The 15,213-nt window shown below is 56.3% G+C and carries 17 protein-coding genes and 1 rRNA gene; 9 read left to right on the forward strand and 9 right to left on the reverse strand.

All coding sequences use genetic code 11. The features are described 5' to 3' along the window. From accA to tilS, 4 genes are all read left to right on the forward strand, one after another. Positions 1-960 (forward strand): acetyl-CoA carboxylase carboxyl transferase subunit alpha, encoded by a 960-nt coding sequence (accA, locus tag CWM54_RS23410; protein ID WP_061155694.1) that lies wholly within the window; start codon positions 1-3, stop codon positions 958-960. 113 nt (positions 961-1,073) lie between these two features. After that, positions 1,074-3,227, forward strand: a complete 2,154-nt coding sequence (locus CWM54_RS23415) for a lysine decarboxylase LdcC (RefSeq protein WP_061156413.1) — start codon at positions 1,074-1,076, stop codon at positions 3,225-3,227. Positions 3,228-3,273: 46 nt separating this feature from the next. Continuing rightward, positions 3,274-3,663, forward strand: coding sequence for a VOC family protein (locus CWM54_RS23420; RefSeq protein WP_002889387.1), 390 nt, complete (start codon positions 3,274-3,276; stop codon positions 3,661-3,663). A gap of 53 nt (positions 3,664-3,716) precedes the next feature. Further along, entirely contained in the window at positions 3,717-5,030 is a 1,314-nt protein-coding gene (gene tilS, locus CWM54_RS23425; protein WP_165785957.1) for a tRNA lysidine(34) synthetase TilS, read from the forward strand. A gap of 12 nt (positions 5,031-5,042) precedes the next feature. Here tilS and rof read toward each other — a convergent pair whose 3' ends face one another. Both rof and CWM54_RS23435 read right to left on the reverse strand, forming a co-directional pair. After that, positions 5,043-5,303, reverse strand: a complete 261-nt coding sequence (gene rof / locus CWM54_RS23430; protein WP_002889424.1) for a Rho-binding antiterminator — start codon at positions 5,301-5,303, stop codon at positions 5,043-5,045. After that, positions 5,290-5,490, reverse strand: a complete 201-nt coding sequence (locus CWM54_RS23435; RefSeq protein WP_002889429.1) for a YaeP family protein — start codon at positions 5,488-5,490, stop codon at positions 5,290-5,292. The genes rof and CWM54_RS23435 overlap by 14 nt, the downstream gene beginning before the upstream one ends. A gap of 196 nt (positions 5,491-5,686) precedes the next feature. Here CWM54_RS23435 and CWM54_RS23440 point away from each other — a divergent pair, with 196 nt between their 5' ends. From CWM54_RS23440 to nlpE, 3 genes are read left to right on the forward strand one after another with little or no spacing between them, the layout of a single operon-like run. After that, positions 5,687-6,232 carry a YaeQ family protein gene (locus CWM54_RS23440; RefSeq protein WP_100698646.1) on the forward strand — a complete coding sequence of 182 codons (546 nt, stop codon included), beginning with the start codon at positions 5,687-5,689 and terminating at the stop codon, positions 6,230-6,232. After that, complete coding sequence (gene arfB / locus CWM54_RS23445) at positions 6,229-6,642, forward strand: alternative ribosome rescue aminoacyl-tRNA hydrolase ArfB (protein ID WP_100698648.1); 414 nt, start codon at positions 6,229-6,231, stop codon at positions 6,640-6,642. Before CWM54_RS23440 ends, arfB begins: the two co-directional genes overlap by 4 nt. A 42-nt stretch (positions 6,643-6,684) precedes the next feature. Beyond that, positions 6,685-7,383, forward strand: a complete 699-nt coding sequence (gene nlpE / locus CWM54_RS23450) for an envelope stress response activation lipoprotein NlpE (RefSeq protein ID WP_100698654.1) — start codon at positions 6,685-6,687, stop codon at positions 7,381-7,383. A gap of 130 nt (positions 7,384-7,513) precedes the next feature. Here the strand turns inward: nlpE and CWM54_RS23455 are convergent, their stop codons facing one another. From CWM54_RS23455 to metN, 7 genes are all read right to left on the reverse strand, one after another. Beyond that, positions 7,514-8,356, reverse strand: coding sequence for a YaeF family permuted papain-like enzyme (locus CWM54_RS23455; RefSeq protein ID WP_100698650.1), 843 nt, complete (start codon positions 8,354-8,356; stop codon positions 7,514-7,516). A gap of 59 nt (positions 8,357-8,415) precedes the next feature. Continuing rightward, the gene (proS, locus tag CWM54_RS23460) at positions 8,416-10,134 is read right to left on the reverse strand and encodes a proline--tRNA ligase (RefSeq protein ID WP_061155688.1); all 1,719 of its coding nucleotides are present in this window, start codon (positions 10,132-10,134) and stop codon (positions 8,416-8,418) included. Between the two features lie 112 nt (positions 10,135-10,246). Continuing rightward, a complete protein-coding gene (gene tsaA / locus CWM54_RS23465; RefSeq protein ID WP_061155687.1) occupies positions 10,247-10,954 on the reverse strand; it encodes a tRNA (N6-threonylcarbamoyladenosine(37)-N6)-methyltransferase TrmO in 708 nt (235 codons plus the stop codon). Next, positions 10,951-11,358, reverse strand: a complete 408-nt coding sequence (gene rcsF / locus CWM54_RS23470) for an Rcs stress response system protein RcsF (protein ID WP_061155686.1) — start codon at positions 11,356-11,358, stop codon at positions 10,951-10,953. Before rcsF ends, tsaA begins: the two co-directional genes overlap by 4 nt. Before the next feature lie 107 nt (positions 11,359-11,465). Further along, the gene (metQ, locus tag CWM54_RS23475) at positions 11,466-12,281 is read right to left on the reverse strand and encodes a methionine ABC transporter substrate-binding lipoprotein MetQ (protein WP_074386822.1); all 816 of its coding nucleotides are present in this window, start codon (positions 12,279-12,281) and stop codon (positions 11,466-11,468) included. A 43-nt stretch (positions 12,282-12,324) separates the two neighbouring features. Continuing rightward, positions 12,325-12,978 (reverse strand): methionine ABC transporter permease MetI, encoded by a 654-nt coding sequence (locus CWM54_RS23480; RefSeq protein WP_061155684.1) that lies wholly within the window; start codon positions 12,976-12,978, stop codon positions 12,325-12,327. Continuing rightward, positions 12,971-14,002, reverse strand: coding sequence for a methionine ABC transporter ATP-binding protein MetN (metN, locus tag CWM54_RS23485; RefSeq protein WP_061155683.1), 1,032 nt, complete (start codon positions 14,000-14,002; stop codon positions 12,971-12,973). The genes CWM54_RS23480 and metN overlap by 8 nt, the downstream gene beginning before the upstream one ends. A gap of 188 nt (positions 14,003-14,190) precedes the next feature. Between metN and gmhB the strand changes: the two genes are divergently transcribed. Next, the gene (gene gmhB, locus CWM54_RS23490) at positions 14,191-14,757 is read left to right on the forward strand and encodes a D-glycero-beta-D-manno-heptose 1,7-bisphosphate 7-phosphatase (RefSeq protein WP_061155682.1); all 567 of its coding nucleotides are present in this window, start codon (positions 14,191-14,193) and stop codon (positions 14,755-14,757) included. 369 nt (positions 14,758-15,126) lie between these two features. Next, positions 15,127-15,213 (forward strand): 16S ribosomal RNA (locus tag CWM54_RS23495); the annotation flags it as partial.

The raw sequence follows: 15,213 nt of genomic DNA on the forward strand, positions 1-15,213 counted from the left end.
ATGAGTCTGAATTTCCTAGATTTTGAACAGCCGATTGCAGAGCTGGAAGCGAAAATCGATTCCCTGACTGCGGTAAGCCGTCAGGATGAGAAACTGGATATTAACATCGACGAAGAAGTGCATCGTCTGCGCGAGAAAAGCGTAGAGCTGACGCGCAAAATCTTCGCCGATCTTGGTGCATGGCAGGTAGCCCAGCTGGCGCGCCATCCACGTCGTCCCTATACCCTGGATTATGTCCGCCTGGCGTTCGACGAGTTTGACGAACTGGCCGGTGACCGCGCCTACGCTGACGATAAAGCGATTGTCGGCGGTATTGCGCGTCTTGATGGTCGTCCGGTGATGATCATCGGCCACCAGAAAGGTCGCGAAACCAAAGAGAAGATCCGTCGCAACTTTGGTATGCCGGCCCCGGAAGGCTACCGCAAAGCGCTGCGCCTGATGGAGATGGCTGAGCGGTTTAAAATGCCGATCATCACCTTCATCGACACCCCTGGCGCCTACCCGGGTGTTGGTGCGGAAGAGCGTGGCCAGTCTGAAGCGATTGCTCGCAACCTGCGTGAAATGTCGCGTCTGAGTGTGCCGGTTATCTGCACCGTGATCGGTGAAGGCGGCTCCGGCGGCGCGCTGGCGATTGGCGTGGGCGACAAGGTTAACATGCTGCAGTACAGCACCTATTCGGTCATTTCGCCGGAAGGCTGCGCGTCCATTCTGTGGAAAAGCGCGGATAAAGCACCGCTGGCCGCGGAAGCGATGGGTATTGTCGCGCCGCGTCTGAAAGAGCTGAAGCTGATTGACTCTATCGTTCCGGAACCGCTGGGTGGCGCGCACCGCAATCCGGAAGTGATGGCAGCGAGCCTGAAAGCGCAGCTGCTGGCAGACCTGGCCGATCTCGATCTGCTCAGCGAAGAAGAGCTGCTGAACCGCCGCTATCAGCGCCTGATGAGCTACGGTTACGCCTAAGTTTTTCGCGAGCGCAAAACACTAAGGGCCGGATTTTCCGGCCCTTTTTTTATGTGCGATGCGCCGAGGGGATTGCTATGATGCTTGACTTAGGTGAATACCAGGAGGAAAGCGTGAATATCATCGCCATCATGGGGCCTCACGGCGTCTATCACAAAGACGAACCGATCAAAGAACTGGAAGCGGCGCTGCAACGCCAGGGCTTTCAGACCATCTGGCCGCAAAACAGCGCCGACCTGCTGCAGTTTATTGAGCACAACCCGCGCATCTGTGGGGTGATTTTCGACTGGGATGAATACAGTGTCGATCTGTGCAGCGACATTAATCAGCTCAATGAATATCTGCCCCTGTACGCCTTTATTAACGCCCACTCGACGATGGACGTCAGCAGTCAGGATCTGCGCATGACGCTGTGGTTCTTCGAATATGCGCTGGGACTCTCCGAAGAGATCGCCACCCGCATCGGGCAGTACACGCGCGAGTACCTGGACAATATCACCCCGCCGTTTACCCGCGCCCTGTTCAACTATGTGCAGGAGGGGAAGTATACCTTTTGTACACCGGGCCATATGGGCGGTAGCGCCTATCAGAAAAGCCCGGTGGGCTGCCTGTTCTATGATTTCTTTGGCGGGAATACGTTAAAGGCGGATGTTTCGATTTCGGTAACCGAGCTGGGGTCGCTGCTGGATCATACCGGCCCGCATCTGGAGGCGGAGGAGTATATTGCCCGCGCCTTTGGCGCTGAACAGAGCTACATGGTGACCAACGGCACCTCGACATCCAATAAAATTGTCGGTATGTACTCGGCGCCCGCCGGCAGCACGCTGCTGATTGACCGTAACTGTCACAAATCACTGGCCCATCTGCTGATGATGAGCGATGTGGTTCCCCTGTGGCTGAAGCCGACCCGCAACGCGCTGGGGATCCTCGGCGGTATCCCCCGGCGCGAATTTACCCGCGACAGCATTCACCAGAAAGTGCGCGACACGGGCGGGGCGCAGTGGCCCGTGCATGCGGTGATCACTAACTCCACCTACGATGGCCTGCTCTATAACACCACCTGGCTTAAGGAGACGCTCGACGTCCCGTCGATCCATTTCGATTCCGCCTGGGTGCCGTATACCCATTTCCATCCGATATATCAGGGGAAAAGCGGCATGAGCGGTGAGCGGATCCCCGGGAAAGTCATCTTCGAGACGCAGTCCACGCATAAGATGCTGGCCGCGCTGTCGCAGGCCTCGCTGATCCACATTAAGGGCAACTATGATGAAGAGACCTTTAATGAAGCCTTTATGATGCATACCTCTACGTCGCCGAGCTATCCCATCGTCGCGTCAATTGAGACCGCAGCGGCGATGCTGCGAGGTAACTCCGGTAAGCGTCTGATCCAGCGCTCCATTGAGCGAGCGCTGGACTTCCGCAAAGAGGTGCAGCGACTGCGCGAGGAGTCGGACGGCTGGTTCTTTGATATCTGGCAGCCGGAAGCCGTGGATAAAGCCGAGTGCTGGCCGGTGGCGCCTGGCGAAGACTGGCACGGTTTCAAAGATGCCGATGCGGATCATATGTATCTCGATCCGGTGAAGGTCACCATTCTGACGCCGGGCATGGACGAGCAGGGGAATATGGATGAAGAGGGGATCCCGGCGGCGCTGGTGGCGAAGTTCCTCGACGAGCGGGGCGTGGTGGTGGAAAAAACGGGCCCCTATAACCTGCTGTTCCTGTTCAGCATCGGTATTGATAAAACCCGGGCGATGGGGCTGCTGCGCGGTCTGACAGAGTTCAAACGCGCCTACGATCTCAATCTGCGGGTGAAAAATATGTTGCCGGATCTGTACGCGGAAGATCCCGACTTCTACCGCAACATGCGGATCCAGGACCTGGCGCAGGGGATCCACCGCTTGATCCGTCAGCACCAGTTGCCGCAGCTGATGCTCAGCGCCTTTGACGTCCTGCCGGAAATGAAAATGACGCCGCATCACGCCTGGCAGCGCCAGATCAAGGGTGAGGTGGAAACCATTGAACTGGAGAACCTGGTGGGCCGGATTTCGGCCAACATGATCCTCCCTTATCCACCGGGCGTACCGCTGCTGATGCCGGGAGAGATGATCACGGAGGAAAGCCGGGCAGTGCTCGATTTCCTGCTGATGCTCTGCTCCATCGGCCGTCATTACCCGGGCTTTGAGACTGATATTCACGGTGCGAAGCGCGATGAGGACGGCGTGTATCGGGTACGAGTCTTAAAAAATGACGAAAGGCTTGCGCGTTAACGGCGCGCACGAGTAACGTGGCTGGCTTAACAGAAGGAGTTTGACCATGCTGGGTTTGAAACGGGTTCACCATATTGCCATCATTGCGACGGACTACGCCCGCAGTAAAGCGTTCTATTGCGATATTCTGGGGTTTACGCTGCAAAGTGAGTTTTATCGCGCCGAGCGCGACTCCTGGAAGGGCGATCTGGCGCTCAATGGCGAGTACGTGATTGAGCTGTTTTCGTTCCCGTTTCCGCCGGCCCGACCCAGTCGCCCCGAAGCCTGTGGGTTGCGTCATCTGGCCTTTAGCGTGGATGATATCGACGCTGCGGTGGCGCATCTGACGGCCCATGGCGTCGAGTGCGAAGCGATTCGCGTCGATCCCTTTACCGGCAAACGCTTTACCTTCTTTAGCGATCCGGACGACCTGCCGCTGGAAATATATCAGCAGTAAACCTTGCCAGCGCGACCCTGGCCCGGTAACGTGCCGGGCCATCACTTCTCGGTATGTTCGTGGATATGACGGCTGATATTGCGCATACGCTTCATCCCCATCGCCAGCTGCTGGTGGCCTTCAGCGGCGGTCTGGATTCGACGGTTCTCCTGCACCAGCTGGTGCTGCTGCGGGAGCAGGATCCTTCGCTGACGCTGCGGGCAGTGCATGTTCACCACGGCCTGAGCGCCCATGCAGACGACTGGGTGGCGCATTGTCGGCAGATTTGCCAGCAGTGGCAGGTACCGCTGGTGGTGCATCACGTGACGTTAGCCCGGGGCGGTCTGGGCGTGGAGGCCCATGCCCGTGCGGCGCGCTATCAGGCTTTTCAGGATACGCTCAACGCCGGCGAGGTGTTAGTGACCGCCCAGCACCAGGATGACCAGTGCGAAACGCTGCTGCTGGCGTTAAAACGCGGCAGCGGTCCTACCGGTCTGTCGGCGATGGCGGCATCCTCTGCCTTTGCCGGCAGCCGACTACTGCGTCCTCTCCTCAATGAAACCCGCGAATCGCTACGCCAGTGGGCACTCGCCCATCAGCTCTCGTGGATTGAAGATGAGAGTAATCAGGACGATACCTATGACCGCAACTTTCTGCGCCTGCGGGTGATCCCGCTCCTGCGCGAGCGCTGGCCGCACTTTAGCGAGGCCGTCGCCCGCAGCGCCAGCCTGTGCGCCGAGCAGGAACAACTGCTGGACGAGATGCTGGCGGCGGAGCTGGCGTCGCTGGTGGCTGAAGATGGCTCGCTGGCTATCACGCCGCTGACGTCGATGAGCCCACCCCGTCGCGCGGCGTTGCTACGTCGCTGGCTCGCCGGGCATCAGGCGCCGATGCCGGCCCGCGAGGTGCCAGAGCGCCTCTGGCATGAGGTGGCGCTAGCGCGGGAAGATGCCAGCCCTTGTCTGCGGCTGGGGGAATTTACCGTCCGTCGTTTTCAACAGCGTTTGTACTGGGTGAAGTATCTTCCCGGCCAGACGGAAAGTGTCCAGCAGTGGCCCAACTGGCGCCAGCCGCTGCGGCTGGCAGACGGTCTCGGCGAGCTGATGCTGCAGCCCGGCGGGACGTTGCGCCCGCCGTCTGCGGATGAGCCGGTCACTATCCGCTTTCGCGCCAGCGGCCACCTGCATATCGTCGGGCGCCACGGCGGACGTAAGCTGAAGAAGATCTGGCAGGAGCTGGGCGTTGCTCCGTGGCGACGAGACACCACGCCGCTGCTGTTTTACGGCGAAACGCTGATTGCCGCAGCGGACGATCTGTTTGTGGCCAAAGAAGGTGCCGTCATGGAAGGGGAAGGGGTCAGGCTGGCATGGAGGAAAACGGGCGGTTAAGCCCGTTTTGATTCAGGATTCGCTCACCACCACGGTGCCGATTTCCGGGTGACTGAAGCTGGCGATTTTATCCAGGCGTAGCTCGCGGACGTTGCCGGCGAGTTCGACCACCAGATACTCGATATTTTTACGCGAGATTAGATCGCTGGCCTTCGCCTGCAGCTGTTCACCATCCTTCAGCGCCAGCGTCAGCACCAGGTGATGCTGGCAAGCCAGTTCCAGGTTGTCGTAATCGTCGCAGTTAATGGGTTGATAAGTATCATTCATTGACATAATCGCTCACCAGTAAGTTTGCTGCCGCATAAGCGGCCTTTTCCCTGACTGACTCCGAAAGGGCCTCATCCGCCGCAATCTCATTCAATACTTTCAACACGCAACCCAGCGCATCCGGGATATACCCTAAGTCTCCGCTGGCTATTTCCGCATACCGCTTGCGTATTAACTCACAATAGTGGTCCACATGCCCTCCTGTCAGCGTTCTGACTCAACCGTGGGATGCAAGTTTAAGCCTACGAAGATAAACTCTGTTTAGCAAGGGAACTATATCATAGTCATTTAAGCAATTTCAGCAGGATGAAACAGGTTGCTGCGATTGACGACAGCCTTTTGCCGCCAGTTTCGCTACAATGTACGCCATTCTTTTCAGGAGTTTATTCATGGCGCTGAAAGCGACGATATATAAAGCCGCGGTAAATGTAGCCGATCTGGATCGCAACCAGTTTCTGGATGCTAACCTGACGCTGGCGCAGCACCCCTCGGAAACCCAGGAGCGCATGATGTTGCGCCTGCTGGCGTGGATCAAATATGCCGATGAGCGGCTACAGTTTACCCGGGGGTTATCCTCGGATGATGAACCGGAACTGTGGCAGCTAAACGACCATTTGGGCATCGATCTGTGGATTGAACTGGGGCTGCCGGACGAGAAACGTCTCAAGAAAGCCTGCTCCCGGGCGCAGGCGGTGGCGCTGTTCGCCTATAATAGCCGGGCCGCTGAAATCTGGTGGCAGCAGAATCAGAACAAGCTTGCGGCGTACCCGAAGCTGACCATCTGGTATCTTGATGATGCGCAACTGGCGCAGCTTAGCGCCTTTGCCGATCGCACCATGACGCTGCAGGCCACTCTGCAGGACGGCGGTATCTGGTTATCCGACGCTCGGAATAATCTGGAAATTCATTTAACGGCCTGGCAAGCATCAACATGATTACCATTAGCCGCAGCGTGACCATTGCCGATGATGAAGTCACGCTGGAAGGCATTCGTGCCCAGGGAGCCGGGGGCCAGCATGTGAACAAAGCGTCGACGGCAATCCATCTGCGCTTTGATATTAAAGCTTCAAGCCTGCCGGAGTTTTACAAAGAGCGCCTGCTCGCCGCCAGCCACCACTTAATTTCTGCTGACGGTGTGGTTATCATTAAGGCTCAGGAATACCGCAGCCAGGAGATGAACCGCGAAGCGGCGATTGCCCGGCTGGTGGCCCTCATAAAAGAATTAACCGCAGTGCAAAAAAGTCGCCGGGAGACGCGACCGACTCGGGCATCCAAAGAGCGACGCCTTGCTTCCAAGGCACAAAAGTCCTCAGTTAAAGCGCTGCGTGGGAAAGTTCGCCAGTGAAGGCGATGGTGAACGGGTGGAATGGATGATAAGGAAAGCAAAGTGAAAAAAATCGTATTCTCCGTGATAGCGGCCTGTTCGCTGTTCGCGCTGTTTGGTTGTAACCATCGCGCCGAGACTGACACCGTACAGCCAGCGGCGATGGAAGAGCTCAAGCCGATGCAGCAAAGCTGGCGTGGGGTGCTGCCTTGCGCGGATTGTGAAGGTATTGAAACCTCGCTGTTCCTGGAAAAAGACGGTACCTGGGTGATGAACGAGCACTACCAGGGCGCTCGTCGTGAACCGTCATCTTTTGCCTCTTATGGCACCTGGGCTCGCACAGCGGATAAACTGGTGCTGACCGACAGCAAAGGTGAGAAATCATATTTTCGCGCGAAGGGCGACAAGCTGGAGATGCTTGACCGCAGCGGGAGCCCCGTTCAGTCTCCTCTCAATTATACCCTGGAGCCGGTGAAGGCCAGCCTGCCGACCACCCCGATGGCGATGCGCGGCATGTATTTCTATATGGCCGATGCGGCAACCTTTACCGATTGCGCGACCGGTAAACGCGTCGCGGTGGCGAACAATGCCCAGCTTGAGCGGGATTATGCCGCTGCCCGCGGCAATGATTCACGACCGGTGCTGCTGGTGATGGAGGGGCACTTTACCCTCGAGGCGAACCCGGACACCGGCGAAATGATGAAGACGCTGATGACCGACCAGGCCGGCAAATTTATTCCCGGTAAAGACTGCAGCCATTGATTGTCAGGCCCCTGCCCGGGAGCGGGCAGGGGATGATCCCCCCTGCTACCACCAGCTTGCTCCTGCTATTCGCCCTGTCACATCAAGAGTGAGCGTGGGTCTGGCTGGCGGAAAAGCGCAAATCGTTTTTTCACTCCGCATCTGTCTTCGATTTGTTCAGACCCACCAGCTTGCCGGCCTGAAGATAAACGCCCAGTTTCAGATGCCCGACATACTGCAACTGCGTTTCGGGTTTAAACGTGGCGACGTCTCCTTCCCGCATGTGCAGCAAATCAGAAGGACTGATCCACGCCGCCTGCGCCAGGGTCAGTGGATGCCCGGCTCTGACGAAGGCCTCGCTGACAAACTCCGAGCAAAACCACGCTTTCTTGTCGGCGCTTGCCGCATCGCCCAGTTGCGCTTTGGCCAGGCCGCTCACGCACTGCTGACGAAAGTTACGCGAGAAAGGGTTGAGCGAGCAGAGCGGTTTGGTGACCATATAAGGGATAAACTGAATAATACCGCGATAGTTATACCCGCTGTCTTTGACCTGCCAGGCAAAACTTTTCATCGCCGTTGCCTGGTCCGGCGTCAGGTCGGGCACCCTGAGGGCAAAGAGTTTATCGCTGTGCGCCAGCGCCTGCTGAACAGAAATCACCTGCACGCCGGCGCCGGTGGCTTCCGCGATCTGACCCTCGCCAAGATACAGCGCGACGTGGCTAACGGAAGAGGCGCTGAAGGCGCGGATCCCAAGCGAAGTGACGCCCAGGCTGGAGGAGAAGAGCAGGTCGCCGGAACGGAGGTCGCTTTCGCTAATTTCGTGGAGCCCGCTGCCGGCAATCGAGCTTTGACGCTGGAGAGTGACAGCCCATGGCGGGGAGCGGCCATCGGTAGCGGATACGGAAGGGGCGCTGCGGCCGACGTCTACGGTGCAGGCGGTAAGCAGTAGCAGGGCGGAAGTAAGCAGTCCGCTGCTAAGAATAGGTGCAGTCATGAGTACTGTCCTTGTAAAAAAAAGGCCCTGACATCCGTTCAGGGCCCTGAGGTGGGTGCTTAGCCTTTTATCGCTTTAACCAGATATTCCACGATATCACCGGTTTTAATTAGCTGCTTCTCACCGTTGCGACGATACTTGTATTCGATATCATCGTTATCGAGGTTCCGATCGCCCAGCACGATAGTGTGCGGGATACCGATCAGCTCCATATCAGCGAACATCACGCCAGGACGCTCTTTACGGTCGTCCATCAGCACATCGATGCCATGCGCACGCAACTCGGCGTACAGCTTCTCGGCCAGCTCCTGCACGCGATAGGACTTGTGCATATTCATCGGCAGAATCGCCACCTGGAACGGCGCGATGGCGTCTGGCCAGATAATCCCGCGATCGTCGAAGTTCTGCTCGATAGCGGCGGCCACCACGCGGGTCACCCCAATACCGTAGCAGCCCATGGTCAGGATCTGGTTACGGCCATCTTCGCCCTGAACTGCGGCATTCATCGCCTGAGAGTACTTAGTACCCAGCTGGAAGATGTGACCCACTTCGATACCGCGCTTGATAAGCAGGGTACCTTTGCCGTCCGGGCTCGGATCGCCAGCGACGACGTTACGAATATCGGCGACTTCCGGCGTGGCAACGTCGCGATCCCAGTTGATGCCGAAGTAGTGTTTGCCATCGATGTTGGCGCCAGCGGCGAAATCGCTCATCACCGCAACGGTACGGTCGATAACCACCGGGATCGGCAGGTTCACCGGACCCAGGGAGCCCGGACCGGCTTTCACCAGAGCGCGGATCTCCTCTTCGGTGGCGAAGGTCAGCGGGCTGGCGACCTGCGGCAGTTTTTCCGCTTTCACTTCGTTCAGCTCGTGATCGCCGCGCACCAGCAGGGCAACCAGCGGGAAGGCGCTACCTTCAACCGCTTTCACCAGCAGGGTCTTCACGGTTTTTTCGATCGGCAGGTTGAACTGCTCAACCAGTTCGGCGATGGTTTTGGCGTTCGGCGTATCAACCAGGGTCATCTCCTGGGTGGCGGCTGCGCGCGGCTCTTTTGGCGCAACGGCTTCGGCAAACTCGATGTTTGCCGCGTAGTCGGAGCTGTCGGAGAAGATCACATCGTCTTCGCCGCTCTGCGCCAGCACCTGGAATTCATGAGAGGCGCTGCCGCCGATAGAACCGGTATCAGCCTGTACCGCACGGAAATCCAGCCCCATACGACTGAAGATTTTGCTGTAAGCGGTATACATCGCGTCGTAGGTTTCCTGCAGCGATTCCTGAGAGGTATGGAAAGAGTAAGCATCTTTCATCAGGAATTCACGGGAGCGCATCACGCCGAAACGCGGGCGCACTTCGTCGCGGAATTTGGTCTGGATCTGATAGAAGTTCAGCGGCAACTGCTTATAGGAGTTCAGCTCGTTGCGGATCAGATCGGTAATGACCTCTTCGTGGGTTGGACCGAGGACGAACGGGCGATCGCCACGATCGGCAATGCGCAGTAGTTCCGGGCCGTACTGCTCCCAGCGACCGCTCTCCTGCCACAGTTCAGATGGCTGAACGACCGGCATTAACACCTCGATCGCACCGGCGTTGTTCATTTCTTCACGCACGATGTTTTCGACTTTTTTCAGGACGCGCACGCCGGTCGGCAGCCAGGTGTATAACCCGGAGGCCAGCTTGCGGATCATCCCGGCGCGCAGCATCAGCTGATGGCTGATTACCTCGGCGTCGGCAGGTGTCTCCTTCAAAGTGGAGAGCAGATATTGGCTAGTACGCATGTTGTAACGGTTCCAGTTAAACGAGCGGAACAGGCTGGTTGCCCAGCCTGAAACAAAAAAAGTGGTTTAGTTTACCAGTGTGGCAAAGATGCCAAAAGAGAGGAAAATAAAATTAGCGCGCTTCGAGGGCAAAGACTTCAAAACCGGAAGCGATAACCCGCCAGCGGACGTTGAAATCCAGCAGCCAGACGGCGTAATTTTTTCCTGCCTCTTCCTCTTTACGGTAGGCCGGGCGCGGATCCTGTGCCAATACTTCGCGAATAAACGCTTTGATATGCGGGTAGCGTTTTTCCAGGGTCAGTAACTGTGCTTCTGTTTCCGGTGTAAAACTGACGTTCATACCCGCCAGCGGCGCCAGCTGTGCATAGCTGGCGCTGGCGCTCGGCAGGGCTTCGGCGAAGGGCAGATACGGTTTGATGTCGACTACCGGGGTTCCGTCGACGAGATCGAGGCTACCGAGTTCCAGGATCACCTGATCCTTCTGACAACGAATGCCTTTCAGCTCAACCAGCGACATGCCGATGGGGTTGGGGCGAAACGTCGAACGGGTGGCAAAGACGCCCATCCGCGCATTGCCTCCCAGTCGGGGAGGGCGCACCGTCGGACGCCAGCCGCCTTCCATGGTCTGATGAAACACAAACAGGACCCACAGATGGCTGAAGTTTTCCAGGCCACGCACGGCGTCGGCCTGATTGTAGGGCGCGACCAGATGCAGTTCTCCGCCGCCGTGCTTAACCAGCCCAGGCTGGCGAGGAACGGCAAATTTCTCTTTATACGGCGAGCGGATAACGCCTATCTGCGCGAACTGGAATGCACTCATTGTGCCGAAACGTTAAGCGCCGAGCCCAGACAAACCGCCTGACGGTAGCAGCCTGGCGTGCCGCTGGTCACTTCGCAGCGGTGAAGCAGGACGGCATTGGCTTTCATGCGTGCCGCATTCACCTGCAGACGCTTGCGGGCGGTTGGGATGTTCGGTGGGGAATCCTGATTTGAGGCCTGGCATGACTCACCAGTCACTTCACCCAGATCGCGGAACGGTTTTCCCACCAACTCTGACGCATCGGTATAAATACGTACCGGCGCCGGACGGGTTACGCGTGGTTTGCTCGGCTCAGATTTAACCGGGGGGGTTGCAGTGCTTTGAACAGGTTCAACAGGGGATCTGCTTAGCATGGAACAACCGCTTAACATGAGTGCTAACAAACAGACCGGTAAAGCACGCATAGTATTTCCTCAATGAATAAAAAACAGGGCGTTATTGAATCAGGTGCTTGCATAAATGACAAGACGGGCGTGAAGCCCGTCCTGAATGATATTACGGTGAGAAAAGATTACCAGCCTTTCACTGCGCCGCCGTTAAAGATCTTGTTCGCTGCTTCGTAAACTTCATCGCTCTGGTAAGCCTGAACGAATTTTTTCACATTCTCAGCATCTTTATTGTCTTCGCGCGCCACAATCAGGTTCACGTAAGGAGACTCTTTGCCTTCAACAAAGATACCGTCTTTCGCCGGGGTCAGGCCAATCTGGCTGGCGTAAGTGGTGTTGATGACAGCCAGCGCAATCTGTGCATCGTCCAGAGAACGCGGCAGCTGCGGCGCTTCCAGTTCAACAATCTTCAGGTTTTTCGGGTTCTCTACCACATCCAGAGAGGTTGGCAGCAGGCCTACACCTTCTTTCAGTTTAATCAGACCCACTTGCTGCAGCAGCAGCAGGGAACGGCCGAGGTTGGTCGGATCGTTAGGGACGGCGATCTGCGAGCCCGGCTGCAGTTCGTCCAGCGATTTGATTTTCTTCGAGTAACCCGCGATCGGATAAACGAAGGTGTTGCCAACGGAGACCAGCTTATAGCCACGGTCTTTAATCTGCTGGTCGAGATACGGTTTATGCTGGAAGGCGTTCACGTCGATATCGCCTTTGCTCAGCGCTTCGTTTGGCAGCACATAATCGTTAAAGGTGACCAGCTCAACGTCGAGGCCATACTTCTCTTTTGCCACTTTCTGCGCAACTTCAGCGACCTGCTGTTCCGCCCCGACGATAACGCCGACTTTAATATGATTCGGATCTTTTTCATCCTGACCACAACCCACCAGCGCCAGAGAACCGATTAACGCGCCAACTGCCGCAAAGGTTTTGAAATTAAAGGCCATGTTATTTCCTTCCTGTAAGAATGAGTGTTGTCTGCCAATAACGTTATTTATGAGTCACAGCCCGGACGATACGATCGCCAGAGAATTGAATTAGATAAACCAGAATAACCAGTAATACCAGTACGGTATTCATCACGGTGGCGTTGTAGCCGATATAACCGTACTGATAACCAATCTGCCCCAGACCACCGGCGCCCACCGCACCACCCATGGCGGAATAGCCCACGAGAGTAATGAGGGTGATGGTGGCGGCGTTGACCAGACCCGGCAGCGCCTCAGGCAGCAGGACCTTGCGGACAATCTGCAGCGGTGTAGCGCCCATCGCGCGGGAAGCTTCGATGAGCCCGGTCGGGATCTCCAGCAGGGCGTTCTCCACCATGCGGGCGATAAACGGCGCGGCGCCGACTGTTAACGGCACGATCGCCGCTTGCAGGCCGATCGAGGTACCGACGATTATGCGAGTAAACGGGATCATCCAGACCAGCAGGATAATGAACGGGATGGAACGGAAAATATTCACCACCGCCGACAAGGTACGATACAGTTTGGCATTGGCGGCAATTTGCCCAGGGCGCGTGACATACAGCAGCACGCCCACCGGCAGACCAAGGACAAAGCCGAAGAAGCCGGAGACAAAGGTCATTGCCAGCGTTTCCCATACGCCGCGCAACAGCAGCCACATCATTGGCTCAGACATATCCCAATACCTCTACTTTTACATGGTGTTCCTGCAGCCAGGCGATGGCCGCCTGAGTGTCTTCCTGTGTACCGTGCATTTCGGTCAGCATGATGCCGAACTTCACGCCACCGGCGTAATCCATCTGCGCACTAATAATGTTGTTATTCACATTGAAACGACGCGCGGTTTCAGAGAGCAGCGGCGCATCGACGGAGTGGCCGGTAAATTCCATGCGCAGCATCGGTACACTGTCCGCTGCGGCGGTAGGTTTCAGGCGTGCCTGGTAGTCATCCGGAATATCCAGGTGCAGAGTCGACTGAATGAACTGCTGGGCCAGCGGCGTCTTCGGATGGGAGAAGACTTCGCTCACCGTGTCCTGCTCAATAAGCTGGCCGTTGCTAATCACCGCCACGCAGTCGCAGATGCGCTTCACCACATCCATTTCATGGGTGATCAGCAGAATGGTCAATCCCAGACGCCGGTTAATGTCTTTCAGCAGTTCGAGAATGGAACGGGTGGTGGCCGGGTCGAGAGCGCTGGTGGCTTCATCGCACAGCAATACCTTCGGGTTGCTGGCCAGTGCGCGGGCAATGGCGACGCGCTGTTTCTGGCCACCAGAGAGATTAGCCGGGTAGCTGTCGTGCTTATCACCCAGGCCGACGAGATCCAGCAGCTCGGTGACACGACGTTTGATTTCAGCCTGCGGGGTGTTATCCAGTTCCAGGGGCAACGCCACGTTGCCGAAAACGGTCCGGGAAGCCAGCAGGTTAAAATGCTGGAAAATCATGCCAATCTGACGGCGCGCGCGGGTTAGCTCTTTTTCCGACAGAGCAGTCAATTCCTGACCGTCAACTTGTACGCTGCCCTCGGTCGGGCGCTCCAGCAGGTTGACGCAGCGAATCAGCGTACTTTTACCGGCGCCGGAGGCACCGATAACGCCATAAATTTGTCCGGCAGGGACATGCAGGCTGACGTCATTCAGCGCCTGAATGCTGCGATTCCCCTGCTGGAACACTTTGGTGATATTGGAAAGTTTAATCATCAGTTATTTATTATCGTTTAGCCGTTTGCCGTGGCATTTTCTTCTGCCGTATCCAGGCGATGCCTGTCAATGAAATGGATGTTAAGGCATCCAGACGTCTAAATCAATCTGACTCTTTATAATGAGCACTTTCTTGCATGCCGAAACATGCGATACTAACGGCATTAGCCTTTTTCAGGAGCAAACCGGTGGCAAAGTCAGTACCCGCAATTTTTCTCGACCGTGACGGCACGATTAATATCGATCATGGTTACGTCCACGAAATCGACAATTTTGAATTTATCGATGGCGTCATTGACGCGATGCGCGAACTAAAAGAGATGGGCTACGCGCTGGTGCTGGTCACTAACCAGTCCGGTATTGCTCGCGGCAAATTTACCGAAGCTCAGTTTGAAACGCTGACCGAATGGATGGACTGGTCTCTGGCGGACCGTGGTGTCGACCTGGATGGTATCTACTATTGCCCGCATCATCCGCAGGGTACGGTGGAGGAGTACCGCCAGACCTGTGATTGCCGTAAACCACATCCGGGGATGCTGATCTCTGCACGTGATTTTCTGCATATCGATATGGCCGCTTCCTATATGGTAGGGGACAAACTGGAAGATATGCAGGCCGCCGCCGCAGCGGATATCGGTACTAAAGTGCTGGTGCGTACCGGTAAGCCCCTTACTGAAGAGGCGGAAAAAGCGGCTGACTGGGTGCTAAATAGCCTGGCAGAGCTGCCCGCGGCGATTAAAAAGCAGCAAAAATAAGCGTTGCGTTTAAAAGATGAGCGGTTGAAATAAAATTGTATTTTTCCGCTTGTCATTCACGGAGAGCTCCCTATAATGCGCCTCCATCGACACGGCAGATGTGAATCACTTCACGCAAACAACCGGTTCGGTTGAAGAGAAAAATCCTGAAATTCAGGGTTGACTCTGAAAGAGGAAAGCGTAATATACGCCACCTCGCGACAGAGCGCTAAAGCGCGTCGCAACTGCTCTTTAACAATTTATCAGACAATCTGTGTGGGCACTCAAAGTGACATGGATTCTTAATGTCTTCGGACAATAAATGAATACCAAGTCTCTGAGTGAACATACGTAATTCATTACGAAGTTTAATTCACGAGCATCAAACTTAAATTGAAGAGTTTGATCATGGCTCAGATTGAACGCTGGCGGCAGGCCTAACACATGCAAGTCGAGCGGTAGCACAGAGAGCTTGCT

Origin of the sequence: Klebsiella sp. D-Nf1, assembly GCF_002810515.1 — a bacterium.
In the GTDB taxonomy this organism is placed as follows: domain Bacteria; phylum Pseudomonadota; class Gammaproteobacteria; order Enterobacterales; family Enterobacteriaceae; genus Klebsiella; species Klebsiella variicola.

What these genes read in the sequence shown, in the direction of transcription:
- accA (WP_061155694.1), top strand. Translation starts at nt 1, where the DNA reads ATGAGTCTGAATTTCCTAGATTTTGAACAGCCGATTGCAGAGCTGGAA.
- CWM54_RS23420 (WP_002889387.1), top strand. Translation starts at nt 3,274, where the DNA reads ATGCTGGGTTTGAAACGGGTTCACCATATTGCCATCATTGCGACGGAC.
- tilS (WP_165785957.1), top strand. Translation starts at nt 3,717, where the DNA reads ATGTTCGTGGATATGACGGCTGATATTGCGCATACGCTTCATCCCCAT.
- rof (WP_002889424.1), bottom strand. Translation starts at nt 5,303, where the DNA reads ATGTCAATGAATGATACTTATCAACCCATTAACTGCGACGATTACGAC.
- CWM54_RS23440 (WP_100698646.1), top strand. Translation starts at nt 5,687, where the DNA reads ATGGCGCTGAAAGCGACGATATATAAAGCCGCGGTAAATGTAGCCGAT.
- arfB (WP_100698648.1), top strand. Translation starts at nt 6,229, where the DNA reads ATGATTACCATTAGCCGCAGCGTGACCATTGCCGATGATGAAGTCACG.
- CWM54_RS23455 (WP_100698650.1), bottom strand. Translation starts at nt 8,356, where the DNA reads ATGACTGCACCTATTCTTAGCAGCGGACTGCTTACTTCCGCCCTGCTA.
- proS (WP_061155688.1), bottom strand. Translation starts at nt 10,134, where the DNA reads ATGCGTACTAGCCAATATCTGCTCTCCACTTTGAAGGAGACACCTGCC.
- tsaA (WP_061155687.1), bottom strand. Translation starts at nt 10,954, where the DNA reads ATGAGTGCATTCCAGTTCGCGCAGATAGGCGTTATCCGCTCGCCGTAT.
- rcsF (WP_061155686.1), bottom strand. Translation starts at nt 11,358, where the DNA reads ATGCGTGCTTTACCGGTCTGTTTGTTAGCACTCATGTTAAGCGGTTGT.
- metQ (WP_074386822.1), bottom strand. Translation starts at nt 12,281, where the DNA reads ATGGCCTTTAATTTCAAAACCTTTGCGGCAGTTGGCGCGTTAATCGGT.
- CWM54_RS23480 (WP_061155684.1), bottom strand. Translation starts at nt 12,978, where the DNA reads ATGTCTGAGCCAATGATGTGGCTGCTGTTGCGCGGCGTATGGGAAACG.
- metN (WP_061155683.1), bottom strand. Translation starts at nt 14,002, where the DNA reads ATGATTAAACTTTCCAATATCACCAAAGTGTTCCAGCAGGGGAATCGC.